The organism is Kribbella sp. NPDC031520 (assembly GCF_055580825.1).
In genome coordinates this window covers 127723-143882 of sequence record NZ_JBVIKS010000008.1, presented here as the reverse complement: position 1 = coordinate 143882, position 16160 = coordinate 127723, and the positions used below count along the sequence as shown (strand labels likewise).

The window sequence follows — 16160 nt, the reverse complement described above, 5'->3', positions numbered from 1 at the left end:
CTGCCTTCCGTTTATGCTCGGAGGACGAGTTTAATGGGAGGGCTGATGGAGATCCGGGAGATCCGCGCCGTGCTGTTCGACATGGACGGCACGCTGGTGGATTCGGACGCGGTCGTGGACCGGTGCTGGAACCGCTGGGCGGTCGAGTTCGGGCTCGACCCGGCCGCGGTGCTCGCGGTCGCGCACGGGAACCCGGCGGCCGCGACGGTCGCGCGGTTCCTGCCGGATGCGTCCGCGGACGAGCGAGCGGCGGCGTGGGCGCGGGTGTACGACCTCGAGGTCAACGACGTCGACGGTGTGGTCGCGAAGCCGGGCGCGGTCGAGCTGATCGCGACGCTCGAACGGATCGGGACGCCGTGGGCGGTCTACACCAGTGCGCCGGCGCAGCTCGCGAAGGTACGGCTGACCGCGGCCGGGATCGCGCCGTCGGTGCTCGTCACGGTCGACGACGTGAGCCGGGCCAAGCCGGATCCGGAAGGGTACCTCCGGGCGGCGGAGCTGCTCGGCGTACCGGTGACCGAGTGTCTGGTGGTGGAGGACACCGTCGTCGGACTGTCGGCCGGACGGGCCTCGGGGGCACTGACTGCCGGGCTGAAGGGTGTGCCGGCCGACGTCGAACTCCCGGACCTGCACCGGCTCGACGCGCTGTTCCAAGGTCTGGAGTGACCGCGCAGGCCCCGGTGGACGCCGGGAGCCGTACGGACGAGATCCGGATCGGGATCGCACTCTCGGCGATGGGGTTCGTACTGGCCGGTCTCGGGGCCTGTGTGGCGATCCTCGCGCGCGATCTGAACGAGCCGACCAGCCGGCTGGCCCTGCTGTCGTCGGGGTTCGCTGTCGGACTGCTACTGGTCGCGCTGGTGGGCCCACGCATGCTGCGGCGTTGGCCGATGCCTACCGTGCTCGCTCTGGGGTCTGTTGTGTGTGCGGTGGGTGCCGTGCTGATCGCGGTCGCCCCTGCGTACGTCGTCGCGATCGCAGGCGGCCTGCTGGTCGGCCTCGGCGGCGCACTGCTCGTACTGGTAGCCCCTCTCATGCTGAACGGTCCGACCGCAGCCTCTCGTCTGAGTCGGGTCAACGCGGTAGCCAGCGGCACAGGCATCCTCGCGCCGCTAGCAATCGGCACCCTGGACAGCCTGGGTCCCAGCGGCCGCCTAGCCCTCCTCGCAGCGGCTCCGCCGCTCCTGCTGCTGGCCGTCCTCACCCGCAGACCCGCGCGGGTGGCGGGCGCGGAGGGGTCCGCGCTGGGTGTGGGGAGGGCGGACGGGCCGGCGACTACGACGTCGGATGCTGCGGGCGCTCCGCTCTCCTCCCAGGACGCTGTGCCTGTGCTTATCGACTCTGCTCCTGCTGTCGGGTTGGCGGGGAAGTGGCGGCGGGTTGGGCGGCGCGTGGTGGTGGATGTGGGGGTCGGGTGGTTGCGGGTCGTGCTGGCCGTGTCTGTGGAGTTTTGTTTCGTGGTCTGGGCGGTGGCTCGATTGGTGGCTACGGGCTTACCTACGGCCACAGCGGCGCTGCTGGGCAGTGCGTTTCCGATTGGGATGGCGGTCGGGCGGGCGATCGGGCCGATTCGGGTGAACGGATGGTCGCCGGTGGTGCCGTCCAGTGTGCTTGCTGCTGCGGGGACGTTGCTGGTGAGCCTGTTCGACGCACCGGCAGCGGTGGCTGGTGGGCTGGTCGTGGCGGGGCTCGGGGTGGCACCGCTGTACCCGGTGACGCTGGCGGCACTCGTCGCGATCCCGGGGCTCAGCTCGGCGCGGCTCGCCGCGGTCGGCGCGATGGCGTCCGGTACGGCGATCCTCGTCGCCCCGGCGCTGCTCGCCGTACTGGCGCGGGTCGTCGACCTGCGGACGGCGTACCTGATCACGCTGCCGCTGCTCGCCGTACTTTTCCTGCTGAGCCGTCGATCCGGCCGCACCTCGTTCGTGTAGAGGGTGAAAGCACCCCCGAACCGAGGAAGGCAGCACACCATGAAGCTCCTGATCGACGGCCTGGCGATGCCCGAGTCCGCGCGCTGGCACGACGGCCGGCTCTGGTTCTGCAACTGGGTCGAGCAGCAGGTGGTCGCGATCGACGCCGACGGCAAGGCCGAGTCCTTCGACGTACCGGTCGAACAGCTGATGGGCTGGTCGATCGAGTGGACGCCGGACGGCCGGCTGCTGACCACCGGCGACAAGCTCCGCCGGTACGAGCCGGACGGATCGATCACGGTGCTCGCCGAGCAGCGCGCGAACGAGATCGTGCTCGATGCCCACGGCAACATCTACCTGGACGGCGCGGACTTCAACTTTGCCGGTGGCGAAACGCCGAAGCCCGGCTGGATCAAGCTCGTCACGCCGGACGGGACGATCCGGGAAGTTGCCGACGGCATCGAGTTCCCGAACGGCATGGTACTGACGCCGGACGGCCGTACGCTGGTGATCGCCGAGTCGTTCGCGGGCCGGCTGACGGCGTTCGACGTCCAGCCGGACGGCGACCTGACGAACCGCCGGGTGTACGCCGAGAACCTCGGCCCGGACGGGATCTGCCTCGACGCCGAGGGCGCGATCTGGTCGCAGACCGGCACTGAGGGCGTCGTCCGGGTCGCCGACGGCGGCGAGATCCTGCAGCGCATCGACCTCCCGGAGAACCGCGCCCCGTTCTCCGTCACGCTGGTCGACTTCGACGGCCCGACGCTCTGCATCCTCACGTCGGAGTGGCACCTGAACGACTCCATCGCCGACAACCTCGCCCGCCTTCGCAGCGACGCCCGTACCGGCCGGATCGACACGGTCCCGGTCGCCGTACCGCCGGCCGCCCGCTGAGAAATTCCTGATCGCCGGGCGCTTCCGCGAGCTGTGAGGGCGGAGGAGGATGAAGCTTCGAGACCTGGGGGGCGCAGCGTCTTGAGGGGAAGTTGTTCGGATGGCAGACAACGTGCGGGCCGCCCGGCGGCCGTCACTGGACCAGTTGGACCAAGTGCCCGACGACATGTCGCAGGAAGAGCAGGCGCAACTGCTCGTGGAGCCGACCTTCGACCATCAGGTCGAGGACGAGCCGGGCGAACTGGAGGCCGAGTTCGGGCCGGCCGCGGACGGCGGCTACGGCCGGGTGCCACCGGCCGGCGACCAGGAGACCGGTGCCGAGGAGTATCGGGGGGACGGGTCATGAGCGGCGTCGAGGACATGGTCAGCATTGCCGAGGCGGACCTCGGTCTCGGCGAGCCGAACCACATCCAGAAGTGGTACCGCGAGCACAACGGCGACGCGTTCAGCGGGAACTTTCCGTGGTGCGACGCGTCGATCACGTTCTGGGCCTGGCACTCGGGCAACGAGAAAGCGGTGACGTTCGGCGGCTTCTTCGCGCTGACCACCGCACACGCCCACGAGTTCAAGAAGCACGACCAGTGGCACGTGGACGTCAAGGGGATCCAGCGCGGCGACATCGTGTTCTTCGACTGGGGCGGTACGGACCTGAAGTCGGCGATCGACCACGTCGGCCTGGTCACCGGCGTCAGCGGCTCGAAGGTCTACACGATCGAGGGCAACTACTCCGACAAGTGCGACCGGCACGTGCGGATGTCGGACTGGATCGCCGGGTACGGGCGGCCGGCGTACGTGCACTCGAGCGAGCCACGCACCGGGTTCGTGACGTTCCCGGGCCGGTCGTTCTTCGTCGCCGGGAGGAAGAGCCCGATCATCTCCGCGATGCACGAACGGCTGGTCGCGGTCGACTGCGACAGGTACGAGACCCAGACGGACAAGGACGTCTGGGGGACCGGCGACGTCAAGTCGTACTCCGCCTGGCAGCAGAAGCTCCACTTCCACGGCGCCGACGCCGACGGCCTCCCCGGCAAGGAGAGCTGGGACAAGCTGAAGGTCCCGCGTACCTAAACAGGAAGGTCGTGCCGGCGTAACAGCTCAACCAGGGCCGGTACGCCGGCCGACAGGTCGTACAGCTCCGCCCGCAGACCGACGCCCGAAGCGCCCGCCACGTTGGCCGCGTTGTCGTCGACGAACAGTACGTCGTGCGCCGGCAGACCGATCACGCCGAGGATCGCCCGGAAGTACGCCGGATCCGGTTTCGCGAGGCCGAGGTCGCACGAGTAGAACGTCCGGTCGAACCACGCGCCGTACCCGCGCTCGTCCTGCATGATCGCCCGCCGGTAGCTGTGCTGGTTGGTGGCCAGGTGGCACTCGACGCCGGCCGCCCGCAGCTTCTGGATCAGCTCGACCACCTCGGGCTCCGCGACGAACCAGCTCCACGGCTCGATCGCCTCGTCCACGGATGCGGTCGAGTTCCACCGCCGCAGCACGCCGGCGAGCGCGTCCCGGAAGTCGCCCTTGCCGACCAGCGACGGCTTCTCCGCGGCCATCAGCTCGGCCACGAAAGCCTCCCCGTCGCTCGGCACCAGCGACCCGAGACGGGTCCACCAGTCGAACGTGGGCCGCTGGAGAACTCCGTCGGCATCGAAGAGGACGGCGCGTGAGCTCATGACGCCATCTTGTCATCCCGCCCTTGACCGGTTCAGTCGGTATGCGCTTACCTAGGTGGCTACGTAAACATATGTGGACACCTTCCGGCGAAAACCAACAGAAAGCGCCAGGTGAGGCTAATGACCCTGAGTAGAAGGAAGTTTCTCGCGGCCGGCACCGCCGCGGCCGCCGCCGGTCTCACCGGCTGTGGATCTGTGAGTTCACTGGGCGGAAAGAACGAGCTCAGTATGTGGACATGGGTCGGATCCGTCAACGACGACCTGATCGGCCAGGCGGAGAAGGCCGTCCCCGGGTACGAGGGGATGAAGCTCGCGATGACCCGGATCGGCTCGAACTACAAGACCAAGGTGCTGACCGCCTTGGCCGGCAAGTCCCTGGTCCCGGACATCGTCGCGATCAACGACGACGTCGCCACCTACTTCCCGAACGCGGACCAGTTCCACGACCTGAACGAACTCGGCGCCAAGGACCTGGAGAAGGACTTCCTGCCCTGGAAGTGGAAGTGGGGGATCACTCCGCAGGGCAAGATGATGGCGTATCCGATGGACACCGGCCCGACCGCGCTGTTCTACCGTACGGACGTCTTCACCAAGGCCGGCATCGACATCGATCCGGCCGCCGTCGCCGGACTTGCCCCGGACTGGGACGCCTTCATCGCGCTCGGCAAGAAGCTCAACCAGGCCGTTCCGGGCTCGTCGATCACCGACAACATCACGAGCATCTACGGCTACCGGATGGCCCAGCTGCCGAAGAAGTACATGACGCGGGACGGGCAGTACATCGGCGACCAGGACCACGTGCGGCAGTCGTTCGACCTGGCCGTCCGCGTGGTGAAGGAGGGTCTGTCGGCGAACGCGCAGAACTCGAGCGACAAGAACGCCGTCGTCACCAACGGCAAGCTGGTCGCCTACAACGGCGCCGTCTGGTGGGCTCAGCTCGGGCCGAAGAACGCCGCGCCGAAGACCAAGGGACTCTGGCGGGTCACGGCGGCTCCTGGTGGCGCCGGCAACAAGGGCGGGTCGTTCCTGGCGATCACGAAGTACTGCAAGAACCCGCAGGCGGCGTTCGCGTTCATCAGCTGGCTCGAGTCGGCGAAGAACCAGGCCCAGGCGTTCCTGGACCCGGTGCTGTTCCCGTCCACGCCGGCGAGTTACACGGATCCGAAGCTGTCCGCTCCGGATCCGTTCTTCGGCGGCCAGAAGATCGTCGACGTGTTCGCGGACTCCGCGAAGAAGTACCCGGGCGCCTACTTCTCGCCGTACGACAGCATCATCGACACCCCGATCAGCTCCGAGCTGGTGAACATCGAGGCGGCCGGCAAGAACCCGGACCAGGCCTGGTCCGATGCCCAGCAGCAGATCCAGCGTGAACTCAGCCGAGCGGGGGCGATCTGAATGGCGGTCACCAGCAAGGCGGCCCCGGCCGCGATCACGGCCACCGCGACGACGGAGAAGCCGCCGAACAAGTACTGGCAGGCGTTGCCGCAGTACACCGCGGTCGCGCCGTTCTTCATCCTGTTCGCGATCTTCGGCGCGTTCCCGGTGCTGTTCTCGATCTGGATCTCGTTCCACTCCTGGGACGGCATCGGCCAGATGAAGTGGGTCGGGCTCGAGCAGTACCACTACCTGCTCACCGACGCGACGTTCTGGAAGACGATCGGCAATACGCTGATCATCTGGGTGCTGTCCACGGTCCCGATGCTGCTGCTCGCGCTGGTGATCGCCAACGCGCTGCACAACGCGACCCGGTTCCGGACCTTCTACCGGATCGCGTACTTCATCCCGAACGTCACCTCGGTGGTCGCGATCACCCTGGTGTTCGGCTCGATCTTCAGCAACAACTTCGGCCTGCTGAACGCGTTCCTGAAGTCGATCGGCGGCGGCCAGGTCGAATGGCTGACCTCGCCGTGGGGGATCAAGATCGCGATCGCCACGATCGTCACCTGGCGCTGGGTCGGCTACAACGCGATCATCTACCTGGCCGGCCTGCAGGCGATCTCGCAGGACGTGTACGAGGCCGCCAAGGTGGACGGCGCCAGCTCGCGGCAGACGTTCTGGCGGATCACAGTGCCGATGATGCGGCCGGTGATCCTGTTCACCGCGGTCACCTCGACGATCGGCGGGCTGCAGATCTTCACCGAGTCGCGAGTGCTGTTCGGCGACACCAGCAACATCGGCGGTCCGGGCGACGCCGGCCTGACGATCGTCTCGTACCTGTACCAGAGCGCGTTCATCAAGAACCAGTTCGGGTACGGCGCCGCGGTCGGCTGGGCGCTGTTCATCCTGATCGTGCTGTTCAGCATCGTCAACTGGCGGCTGATCGGCGGCAACGACGACGAACGCCTGACCCGACGCGCCGCCCGACGGGTGGAACGCCGGATCGCAGCCCAGAATGCCAAGAGGGAGGCCGCAGATGTCCATTGAGCGCATGCGCACCGCCGTCGGTCACATCGTGCTGATGTTCGGCGTGCTGGTCTCGCTGTTCCCGTTCTACTGGATGGTCGTGATGGCCTCCAACACCACGCCGGACATCTTCAGCTACCCGCCGAAGCTGCTGATCGGCTCGCACCTGTTCGAGAACATGGGCAAGGTGCTGGACAACATCGACTTCTTCGGCTCGATGCTGCTCACGCTGATCGCGTCGCTCGGCGTGACGGTCCTGGTGCTGTTCTTCGACTCACTGGCCGCGTTCGCGTTCGCGAAGTACCAGTTCCCGGGCCGGAACCTGCTGTTCGGCATCCTGCTCGCGACGTTCATGATCCCGACCCAGCTGTCGCTGGTACCGCAGTTCGTGGTGCTCGCGCAGCTCGGCTGGATCGGGTCGCTGAAGGCCCTGATCATCCCGGGCGCGGCGAACGCGTTCGGCATCTTCTGGATGCGCCAGTACGCCAAGGGCGCGATCCCGGACGAGCTGATCGCGGCCGCCAAGGTCGACGGCGCCGGCTTCTTCCGGCAGTACCTGACCGTCGGTCTGCCGGTGCTCCGGCCGGGCCTGGCCTTCCTCGGTATCTTCACCTTCATCAATGTCTGGAACGACTACCTGTGGCCGCTGATCGTGATGACGGACCCGAACCGGCTCACCCTGCAGGTCGCCCTCGACCAGCTGAACGGCATCTACGGCACCGACTACTCGATGGTGATGGCCGGTGCGTTGATGAGTGTCATCCCCCTGATCGGCGTCTTCCTGATCGGCGCGCGTTCGTTCATCGCCGACCTGGCGGCAGGCGCCATGAAGTTCTGACCTGAAACCCACAAGACCAACCACGGGATCTCCTTTGACTGACCACAAGCTCCGCTGGGGCATCATCGGCACCGGCAACATCGCATCCCGGTTCGCCAGCCAGGTGCCGACCTCGAAGACCAACGAGGTCGTCGCCGTCGGCAGCCGGTCCATCGAGTCGGCGAACACGTTCGCCGACAAGTGGGACATCGCCAACCGGCACGCGTCGTACGACGACCTGCTCGCCGACCCGTCGGTCGAGGCGGTGTACATCGCGACGCCGCACCCGATGCACGTCGAGTGGGCGATCAAGGCGGCCGAGGCGGGCAAGCACGTACTGTGCGAGAAGCCGCTGGCGATCAACCGGGCCTGGGCCGAGGCGATGATCGAGGCCGCGGTCCGCAACGACGTCTTCCTGATGGAGGCGTACATGTACCGGTGCCTGCCGCAGACCAAGCTGATCGCCCAGCTGGTCCGCGACGGCGAGATCGGTACCGTCCACCAGATCCAGGCGACGTTCGCGTTCGCGGCCGGGTACCGGCCGGAGAGCCGGATCTTCGCCGACGAGCTGGCCGGCGGCGGCATCCTCGACGTCGGCGGGTACCCGGTCTCGATGGCCCGGCTGATCGCCGGCGCGGCGACCGGGCAGCCGTACGCCGACCCGGCCGCCGTGAACGCGGTCGGCCACGTCGGCGAGACCGGTGCCGACGAGTGGACGGTGGCGACGCTGTTCTTCGACGGTGGCATCACCGCGCAGCTCAGCACCGGCGTCCGGCTGTCGGACCAGAACCAGGTCCGGATCTTCGGCAGCGAGGGGTTCCTCGTGGTCGAGGACCCGTGGTTCGGCGGCGACGGCAAGCCGACGCACGTCACCCTGCACCGGGTCGGAGAGGAGCCGCGGGACATCTCCGCGGAACCGGCCCTGATCTACACCGCGGAGGCAGAGGCGGTGCAGGCGGCGATCGCTTCCGGTGCGAAGGAGGCACCGGAGATGAGCTGGGCGGACACGCTCGGCAACCTGACCGTGCAGGACCAGTGGCGGGCCGCGATCGGCCAGCAGTACGCGAGCGAGCGGGACGACGCGATCGTGCCGACCGCGACCGGTCGGCCGCTGGCCAAGCGCGCCGACGCCCCGATGACGTACGGCCACGTGCCGGGCGTCGACAAGCAGGTGTCCCGCCTGGTGATGGGCGTGGACAACCAGCAGACGCTGCCACACGCCGCGGTGATCTTCGACGACTTCGTCGAGCGCGGCGGTACGACGTTCGACACGGCGTACATCTACGGCGGCGGGCGGGGCGAGAAGCTGCTCGGGCAGTGGATGACGTCGCGCGGCAACCGCGACGACGTCGTGGTGATCGGGAAGGGCGCGCACACGCCGTACTGCGATCCCGAGTCGCTCACGCGGCAGCTGCACGAGAGCCTCGAGCGGCTGCAGACCGACCACGTCGACCTGTACTTCATGCACCGGGACAACGAGGACATCCCGGTGTCGGAGTTCGTCGACGTACTGGACGAGCACTTCAAGGCCGGCCGGATCAAGGCGTACGGCGGGTCGAACTGGTCCACCGCGCGCTTCGACGAGGCGAACGCGTACGCCGAGGCGAACAGCAAGCAGCCGTTCACGCTGCTGAGCAACCACCTCAGCCTCGCGCGGGCGTACGACGTACCGTGGGCCGGCTGCCGGCACGTGGCCGACGACGAGTCGCAGGCGTGGTTGCGGGAGCGGCAGGTCGCGCTGTTCCCGTGGTCGAGCCAGGCGCGCGGGTTCTTCACCGGGCGGGCCAAGCCGGAGGACACGTCGGACCAGGAGCTCGTACGTTGCTTCTACTCCGACGAGAACTTCCGCCGGCTGGACCGTGCGCGGGAGCTCGCGGCAGCGAAGGGTGTGGAGCCGACGGCGATCGCCCTGGCCTGGCTGCTGCACCAGCCGTACCCGGTGTTCCCGCTGATCGGGCCGCGGCACGTGAGCGAGACGCGGACCTCGACACCGGGCCTTTCGGTGACGCTGACCGAGGACGAAGTGGCCTATCTCACTGCCTGACCGAGCGCTTGAATGGGCCTTGGCAGCCGAATTGGTCGTGTGCTGACAGCCATGTAACATGATCTGTCGGAGTCACGACCCTGAACACGGAGAATCATGTCTAAGAAGTGCGATGTCTGCGGCAAGCAGCCGACGTTCGGCAACAGCGTTGCCCGCCTGGGTAAGGGCGCGATGATCCGGCGGGTCAAGGCTCGTACGCCCCGCCGTTTCAACCCCAACATCCAGCCGGTCCGGGCCATCATCAAGGGCACCCCGACCCGCATGAAGGTCTGCACGTCCTGCATCAAGGCCGGCAAGGTCCAGCGCGTCGTCGGCTGACCCAGCTTCCTCCGTGTAGGGCTTTCGAACAGGCGCCCGGGGCTTACCCCCGGGCGCTTATTCGTGTTTGCGGGCGACGACCGTGATCTCGTTGCGGTTGTGGTGCAGCTGGCGGGCGTGGAGTACGTCGTACTGCTCGCGGAGGACCTCGATACCGCGGCGGGCGCCGTCGAGCGGGTTCTTGCCGCCGCCCTTGAGGGTGACGATCGCGAGGCCGCCGCGGCGTAGGTGGGCGGCCGCATCGAGCATCATCCGGGCGCTGGTCACCTGGTCCATTCGCATGTCGTTCACCACCACGTCGAACCGGACCCGGTTGCCCGCGAAGAACCGCCCGGCGGTGGTCGCCTCGTGATGGATCCGCCGGTCGGACCGCAGCCGCGGGTCCAGCGAACCGGGGTCGACCGACCAGACCTCCTGCCCGTGCTGCCGCAGGATCCGCGTCCAGCCACCCGGCGAGGCGCCCAGGTCGACCGCCTTCCCGCCTTCGGGCAGGTCCAGCCCGAAGATGGCGATGGCCTCCTCCAGCTTGAACTCCGACCGGGACACCCGGTCCTCCCCACGGGCCAACCGCATCCGCCCACCCGGCCAGTCCGACAAGCTGTCCGCGAGCCGGTTGACGGCCAGCAGCAGCTGCTTGCCGGCGACGACCCCGGACACGACGACGGCCTGCCCGGAGAGCTCGGGCCGTACCCCACGGGTGGCCAAGGCGTCGGCGATCAGGCGGCGGTAGTGGCTGCCGGTACCGGCGTCGTCGATCCAGGTCTGCACCGACACCGACCTGGCCGGAAGCTCGTCCAGCAGGGTGGTGGCCAGCTCGGGTTCGGTGGGAAGGTCGTCCAGCGGGTAGCCCGCGACCTCGACCGTGAGGTGCCGGACGAACATGATCCGGCCGTCGTCGCACGCGGCCGCGAACTCCTCGACCGGTACGGCGCTGTCGGCCAGCCGGGCCAGCTCCGCGCCGAGCCGTTCGAACCTGTGCTCACCCGGGAAGACCTCGCGGATCTCGCGGACCGCGTAGCGGTAGCTGTCGGCGGCGAACGAGAACAAGATGGAGCGAGGCACAGCACATGGTAAGCGGACCTACTAACCTTCCGGGCGTGGAGGAACTGACCGTTGAGGTGCTGCGCGCCTGGGCCCGGACCGCGCTGGCCGAGCTGGCCCGGGCGCGAACCGGGATCGACGAGCTGAACGTGTACCCGGTACCGGACGGCGACACCGGTACGAACCTCTACCTGACCTGGGAGGCCGCCTGCGACGCGCTGCCGAAGGGTGAGCTGACCTTCACCGAGGCGATCCAGGCGTTCGGCCGGGGCGCCCTGCTCGGCGCCCGCGGGAACTCCGGCGTGATCACCTCCCAGCTGATCCGCGCCTGCGGCCTCCGCCTGAACGAGAACCTCCCGCGGGACCGGGTCGGTGGCGTTCTGGCCGATCCGCCGATGAGCGAGGCCGCCGCCTTCGCCGACGCCCTCCGGTACGCCGCCGACGCCGCGTACGGCGCGGTCGCACAGCCGGTCGAGGGGACGATGCTGACCGTCGCCCGGGCCGCGGCGACCGGCGCGATGACCGCCGCGAACGACGGCAAGTCGCTCGCCGACGTCTGCCTCGCCGCGGTCGCCTCCGCCCGCCAGGCGCTCACGAAGACGACGGAGCAGCTGGACGTACTGCGGCGCGCGGGTGTCGTCGACGCCGGGGGAGCCGGCCTGGTGGTGATCCTCGGCGCGATGGAGTCCGTCCTCACCGGCCGTTACGTACGCGTCGACGTACCGGCGCGCGTCGAACCGCAGGGCGAGGACACGGTCAGCCAGGACGGTCCGGCGTACGAGGTGATGTACCTGCTGGACGCTGCCGACGACAAGATCGGGGACTTCCGGCAGGGCCTGGACGCACTCGGCGACTCGGTCGTCGTGGTCGGCGGCGACGGGTTGTGGAACGTGCACGTCCACACCGACGACGTCGGCGCCGCGATCGAGCACGGTATCGACATCGGCCGCCCGCACCGGATCCGCGTCACGCACTTCGCCGACCAGGCGCACCACCACGAACCGGCGCCGGGTCGCGCGGTGATCGCGGTGGTCGCCGGCGATGGGCTGGGCGACCTGTTCACCGAGGCCGGCGCCCGGATCATCCGCGGCGGTCCCGGCCGGCGGTGCTCGACCGGTGAACTGCTGCAGGCGATCGAACAGTCGAAGGCCCCCGAGATCGTGATTCTGCCGAACGACTCGGACTCGATCGCGGTCGCCGAGGCCGCCGCGACCGCCGCCCGCCAGGACGGGATCCGGGTCGCGGTGATCCCGACCCGCGCGCAGGTCCAGGGACTCGCCGCGGTCGCCGTGCACGACCCGGAACGCTCCTTCGACGACGATGTCGTACAACTCTCAGCCGCCGCCGGGCAGACCCGCCACGGTGCGGTCACGATCGCGGTCAAGGACGCCTGGACGATGGCCGGCCGGTGCCGGATCGGCGACGCGCTCGGGGTGGTCGACGGGGACTTCGCGTTGATCACCGACGATCTGGAGTCCGCGGCGTACGGCGTGGTCGACCGGCTGCTCGGTGGCGGCGGCGAGCTGTTGACGATCGTCACCGGCAAGGACGCGGACCCCGAGTTGGCAGCCGCCGTCGAGCGGCACGTGCGGCGGCACCGCAAAGATGTCGACGTGATGGTGTACGACGGAGGGCAGGACAGGTACCCGTTGCTGATCGGGGTGGAATAACGGTGTTGTTGAAATGATGGCTGACATGGAGAGGAAGCTTCGCGACTTCCTCGGTGCCAAGACAGCCAAGACCTTTGCCGAGGTGCTCGAGATCGAGACCGTCGGCGAGCTGCTGCGGCACTACCCGCGGCGGTACCTGAAGAAGGGCGAGCTGACGCCGTTCGACGAGCTCGAGGTCGGCGACCAGGCGACCGTGAACGGCCGGGTGAAGAAGGTCACCGCCCGCTCGCTGGACAGCAAGGTCGAGATCAAGCCCGACGAGGTGCACAAGTTCCGCAAGCGCCGGACGATCACCAAGGTCGTGGTCACCGACGGCCGCAACGACCTGGAGGCGGCGTTCTTCAACCAGCCCTGGCTGCTGACGAAGCTGACGCCTGGCACCTCGGCCCTGTTCTGGGGCGAGGTGACGATGTTCCGCGACATCATGCAGCTGAAGAATCCCGGCACCGAGGTGCTCGACTCCGAGGACCTCACCGAGGCCGAGATCGAGCGCCGGGCGCGGCCGTTCCGCCCGCTCTACCCGGCGACCGGTAAGTTGCCGACCGCAACGATCGAGCGGTCGGTGAAGATCGTGCTGGACAGCCTGGACGACCGGATCGACGACCCGGTCCCGGACCTGGTGCTGCAGAACGAGAAACTGCTCGGGCTCCGGGACGCCCTGCAGAAGGTGCATCTGCCGGACACCGAGAAGGACATCGACGACGCGCAGCGGCGGTTCCGGTTCGAGGAAGCGCTGGTGATGCAGACGATCCTCGCCCAGCGCCGCGCGGTCACCGACGCGCTGAAGGCGGTGCCGCGACCGCGCGTCCAGGGCGGGCTGCTCGACGACTTCGACCAGCGGCTGCCGTTCGAGCTGACCGAGGGGCAGACCGAGGTGGGGGAGGAGATCTTCGCGGATCTCGCCCGCCCGCATCCGATGCACCGGCTGCTGCAGGGCGAGGTCGGCTCCGGCAAGACCGTGGTCGCGCTGCGGGCGATGCTGTCCGTGGTCGACAACGGCGGCCAGGCCGCGCTGCTCGCGCCGACCGAGGTGCTCGCGGTGCAGCACCACAAGACGCTCACGAAGATGCTCGGCGAACTGGCCGAGCAGGGCATGCTCGGCGGCGCGGAGAACGCGACGAAGATCGGCCTGCTGACCGGTTCGCTGAACGCGGCATCCCGTCGTACGGCGATGCTCGACGCGGCCAGCGGCGCCGCCGGGATCGTGGTCGGGACGCACGCGCTGCTGGAGGACAAGGTCCAGTTCGCGGATCTCGGGCTGGTGGTCGTCGACGAGCAGCACCGGTTCGGGGTCGAGCAGCGGGCGGCGCTGAGCGCGAAGTCCGGCGAGAACACGCCGCACGTGCTGGTGATGACCGCGACGCCGATCCCGCGGACGGTCGCGATGACGGTGTTCGGCGACCTGGCGGTGTCGACGCTGACCCAGCTGCCGGCGGGGCGGTCGCCGATCCAGTCGTCCGTCGTACCGGCGAAGGAACGGCCGGACTGGCTGCAGCGCGCCTGGGCCCGGGTCCGCGAGGAGGTCGGCAAGGGGCACCACGTGTACGTCGTCTGCCCGCGGATCGGCGACGACGTCAAGAACGCGAAGGACGAGGAGGGCGAACTCCTCGAGACCGACGAGGGCGGGAAGAAGCAGGCCCGGCCGCCGATCTCGGTCCTGCAGGTGTACGACGCACTCGCGGAGATCCTGCACGACCTGCGCGTCGAGATCCTGCACGGGCGGCTGCCGGCCGACGAGAAGGACGCGGTGATGTCCCGGTTCGCGGCCGGCGAGATCGACGTACTGATCGCGACCACGGTGATCGAGGTCGGTGTCGACGTACCGAACGCCTCGACGATGGTGATCATGGACGCCGACCGGTTCGGCATCTCGCAGCTGCACCAGTTGCGCGGGCGGGTCGGGCGGGGCAAGATCCCGGGGCTGTGTCTGCTGGTCACGGACCTGTGGGCGGGGTCGAGGTCGTACGGACGGCTGGAGGCGGTCGCGTCGACGACGGACGGGTTCGAGCTGTCCCGGATCGACCTGGAGACACGGCGCGAGGGCGACGTGCTCGGCGTGGCGCAGTCCGGGCGCCGGTCGAGCCTGAAGCTGTTGAGCGTGCTCCGCGACGAGGATGTGATCCTCGCGGCCCGGCACGTCGCGACCGGGATCGTCGGAGTGGATCCGGCCCTGTCCGAGTTCCCGGCCCTGCTGGCCGTCGTCCAGGATGCGCTCGCGTCCGAGACCACTGAATACCTGGAGAAGACGTGACGCGCATTGTCGGCGGAGCGGCCGGTGGGCGGCGGATCGGCGTACCGCCGGGGAGTGGGACGCGGCCGACGGCGGATCGGGTGCGGGAGGCGTTGTTCTCGTCGCTGGAGTCGGAGTTCGGCAGCTTCGACGGGCTGGCGGTGCTCGATCTGTACGCCGGTTCCGGCGCGATCGGGCTGGAGGCGCTGTCCCGTGGTGCCGCGACCGCCGTACTGGTGGAGTCGGACCGGCGGGCGGCCGACGTGATCGCGGCGAACATCAAGGTGGTGGACCTCCCGGGCGCGAAGTTGCTGACCCGGCCGGTCGAGAAGGTCACTGCGAGTGACGCTCCGGCCGTGTTCGACCTGGTGTTCGCGGATCCGCCGTACAAGCTGGAGACCGCCGAGCTGCAGGACGTACTGACCGACCTGGCCGCCAGCGGGTGGCTCGCGGACGACGCGGTGATCGTGGTCGAGCGCGGGAAGCGTGAGCCGTGGGAGTGGCCGGAGGGGTTCGTGGCGCTGCGGGATCGAAAGTACGGCGAGGCACGCCTTTGGTACGGTCACCGGCATGGCTAAGGCGGTCTTTCCAGGGACCTTCGACCCGCCCACCGTCGGGCATCTCGACATCGTCACCCGGGCGGCGGCCGCGTTCGACGAGCTGATCGTCGCGACCGGGGTGAACCAGTCGAAGAACCGGCTGTTCGGGCCGCAGGAGCGGATCGACATGCTCACCGAGCTGGTCGAGCCGTTCCCGAACGTCCGCGTCGGCTCCTTCGAGGGGCTGGTGGTCGACTACTGCCGGGCCGAGGGCGCCGGCGTGATCGTGAAGGGCCTGCGCTCGGCCGCCGACTACGACTACGAGCTGCAGATGGCGCAGCTGAACCGGCGGATGACCGGGGTGGACACCCTGTTCTTCCCGACCGCGCCGGAGCACGCGTTCATCTCCTCCAGCTGGGTCAAGGAGATCGCCCGGCTCGGTGGCGACGTCAGCACGTTCGTGACGCCTGCTGTTCACGCTCGGTTACTGAACACGCTCTAGGCTGCCCCGGATTGGGCGCTAAGCCGCGGAGTTGGTAGTCTTGACAACCGGTCTCGACGAGACCGAGATCTTGCCTGCCCACGCCTGAAAGGGTTGCTCTGAGCGTCTTGGACCCGCGGTCC

General features: G+C 68.7%; 16 protein-coding genes. 14 read left to right on the top strand and 2 right to left on the bottom strand.

All coding sequences use genetic code 11. The features are described from left to right. The first annotated feature begins 45 nt into the window (after positions 1-45). The 5 genes from ACZ5BU_RS34775 to ACZ5BU_RS34755 all read left to right on the top strand — a co-directional run bounded on the left by ACZ5BU_RS34775 (position 46) and on the right by ACZ5BU_RS34755 (position 3872). Positions 46-666: an HAD-IA family hydrolase gene (locus ACZ5BU_RS34775; protein WP_465704934.1), complete on the top strand. Its 621-nt coding sequence runs from the start codon at positions 46-48 to the stop codon at positions 664-666. Beyond that, positions 663-1931, top strand: coding sequence for an MFS transporter (locus ACZ5BU_RS34770; protein WP_465704932.1), 1269 nt, complete (start codon positions 663-665; stop codon positions 1929-1931). The genes ACZ5BU_RS34775 and ACZ5BU_RS34770 overlap by 4 nt, the downstream gene beginning before the upstream one ends. A gap of 39 nt (positions 1932-1970) precedes the next feature. Beyond that, entirely contained in the window at positions 1971-2804 is an 834-nt protein-coding gene (locus ACZ5BU_RS34765; RefSeq protein WP_465704930.1) for an SMP-30/gluconolactonase/LRE family protein, read from the top strand. A 100-nt stretch (positions 2805-2904) separates the two neighbouring features. After that, positions 2905-3150 (top strand): hypothetical protein, encoded by a 246-nt coding sequence (locus tag ACZ5BU_RS34760; RefSeq protein ID WP_465704928.1) that lies wholly within the window; start codon positions 2905-2907, stop codon positions 3148-3150. Beyond that, on the top strand, positions 3147-3872 hold the full coding sequence (locus ACZ5BU_RS34755; RefSeq protein ID WP_465704926.1) for a peptidoglycan-binding protein: 726 nt from the start codon (positions 3147-3149) through the stop codon (positions 3870-3872). The genes ACZ5BU_RS34760 and ACZ5BU_RS34755 overlap by 4 nt, the downstream gene beginning before the upstream one ends. Here ACZ5BU_RS34755 and ACZ5BU_RS34750 read toward each other — a convergent pair. Then, on the bottom strand, positions 3869-4474 hold the full coding sequence (locus ACZ5BU_RS34750; protein WP_465704924.1) for an HAD family hydrolase: 606 nt from the start codon (positions 4472-4474) through the stop codon (positions 3869-3871). The genes ACZ5BU_RS34755 and ACZ5BU_RS34750 overlap by 4 nt on opposite strands. A gap of 228 nt (positions 4475-4702) precedes the next feature. Between ACZ5BU_RS34750 and ACZ5BU_RS34745 the strand changes: the two genes are divergently transcribed. The 5 genes from ACZ5BU_RS34745 (at position 4703) to rpmB (ending at position 10056) form a co-directional block, all read left to right on the top strand. Then, positions 4703-5869 carry an ABC transporter substrate-binding protein gene (locus ACZ5BU_RS34745; RefSeq protein ID WP_465704922.1) on the top strand — a complete coding sequence of 389 codons (1167 nt, stop codon included), beginning with the start codon at positions 4703-4705 and terminating at the stop codon, positions 5867-5869. After that, complete coding sequence (locus ACZ5BU_RS34740; RefSeq protein WP_465704921.1) at positions 5870-6898, top strand: carbohydrate ABC transporter permease; 1029 nt, start codon at positions 5870-5872, stop codon at positions 6896-6898. Further along, on the top strand, positions 6888-7715 hold the full coding sequence (locus ACZ5BU_RS34735) for a carbohydrate ABC transporter permease (protein ID WP_465704919.1): 828 nt from the start codon (positions 6888-6890) through the stop codon (positions 7713-7715). The genes ACZ5BU_RS34740 and ACZ5BU_RS34735 overlap by 11 nt, the downstream gene beginning before the upstream one ends. A 34-nt stretch (positions 7716-7749) precedes the next feature. After that, on the top strand, positions 7750-9738 hold the full coding sequence (locus ACZ5BU_RS34730) for an aldo/keto reductase (protein WP_465704917.1): 1989 nt from the start codon (positions 7750-7752) through the stop codon (positions 9736-9738). Between the two features lie 96 nt (positions 9739-9834). Next, positions 9835-10056: a 50S ribosomal protein L28 gene (gene rpmB, locus ACZ5BU_RS34725; RefSeq protein ID WP_184830723.1), complete on the top strand. Its 222-nt coding sequence runs from the start codon at positions 9835-9837 to the stop codon at positions 10054-10056. A 57-nt stretch (positions 10057-10113) separates the two neighbouring features. Here rpmB and ACZ5BU_RS34720 read toward each other — a convergent pair whose 3' ends face one another. Further along, on the bottom strand, positions 10114-11118 hold the full coding sequence (locus ACZ5BU_RS34720; protein ID WP_465704914.1) for an SAM-dependent methyltransferase: 1005 nt from the start codon (positions 11116-11118) through the stop codon (positions 10114-10116). A 35-nt stretch (positions 11119-11153) separates the two neighbouring features. Here ACZ5BU_RS34720 and ACZ5BU_RS34715 point away from each other — a divergent pair, with 35 nt between their 5' ends. Genes ACZ5BU_RS34715 through coaD form a run of 4 tightly spaced genes read left to right on the top strand, consistent with a single transcriptional unit; the run spans position 11154 to position 16038 of the window. Beyond that, on the top strand, positions 11154-12767 hold the full coding sequence (locus ACZ5BU_RS34715; protein WP_465704912.1) for a DAK2 domain-containing protein: 1614 nt from the start codon (positions 11154-11156) through the stop codon (positions 12765-12767). 13 nt (positions 12768-12780) lie between these two features. Continuing rightward, positions 12781-15018 carry an ATP-dependent DNA helicase RecG gene (gene recG, locus ACZ5BU_RS34710; protein ID WP_465704910.1) on the top strand — a complete coding sequence of 746 codons (2238 nt, stop codon included), beginning with the start codon at positions 12781-12783 and terminating at the stop codon, positions 15016-15018. Next, positions 15015-15575 (top strand): 16S rRNA (guanine(966)-N(2))-methyltransferase RsmD, encoded by a 561-nt coding sequence (gene rsmD, locus ACZ5BU_RS34705; protein WP_465704908.1) that lies wholly within the window; start codon positions 15015-15017, stop codon positions 15573-15575. The genes recG and rsmD overlap by 4 nt, the downstream gene beginning before the upstream one ends. Further along, positions 15568-16038, top strand: coding sequence for a pantetheine-phosphate adenylyltransferase (gene coaD, locus ACZ5BU_RS34700; protein ID WP_465704906.1), 471 nt, complete (start codon positions 15568-15570; stop codon positions 16036-16038). Before rsmD ends, coaD begins: the two co-directional genes overlap by 8 nt. The last annotated feature ends 122 nt before the right edge of the window (positions 16039-16160 follow it).

Coding starts and splice junctions, on each gene's coding strand:
- ACZ5BU_RS34775 (WP_465704934.1), top strand. CDS start 46: ATGGAGATCCGGGAGATCCGCGCCGTGCTGTTCGACATGGACGGCACG.
- ACZ5BU_RS34765 (WP_465704930.1), top strand. CDS start 1,971: ATGAAGCTCCTGATCGACGGCCTGGCGATGCCCGAGTCCGCGCGCTGG.
- ACZ5BU_RS34760 (WP_465704928.1), top strand. CDS start 2,905: ATGGCAGACAACGTGCGGGCCGCCCGGCGGCCGTCACTGGACCAGTTG.
- ACZ5BU_RS34755 (WP_465704926.1), top strand. CDS start 3,147: ATGAGCGGCGTCGAGGACATGGTCAGCATTGCCGAGGCGGACCTCGGT.
- ACZ5BU_RS34750 (WP_465704924.1), bottom strand. CDS start 4,474: ATGAGCTCACGCGCCGTCCTCTTCGATGCCGACGGAGTTCTCCAGCGG.
- ACZ5BU_RS34745 (WP_465704922.1), top strand. CDS start 4,703: ATGTGGACATGGGTCGGATCCGTCAACGACGACCTGATCGGCCAGGCG.
- ACZ5BU_RS34740 (WP_465704921.1), top strand. CDS start 5,870: ATGGCGGTCACCAGCAAGGCGGCCCCGGCCGCGATCACGGCCACCGCG.
- ACZ5BU_RS34735 (WP_465704919.1), top strand. CDS start 6,888: ATGTCCATTGAGCGCATGCGCACCGCCGTCGGTCACATCGTGCTGATG.
- rpmB (WP_184830723.1), top strand. CDS start 9,835: ATGTCTAAGAAGTGCGATGTCTGCGGCAAGCAGCCGACGTTCGGCAAC.
- recG (WP_465704910.1), top strand. CDS start 12,781: ATGATGGCTGACATGGAGAGGAAGCTTCGCGACTTCCTCGGTGCCAAG.
- coaD (WP_465704906.1), top strand. CDS start 15,568: ATGGCTAAGGCGGTCTTTCCAGGGACCTTCGACCCGCCCACCGTCGGG.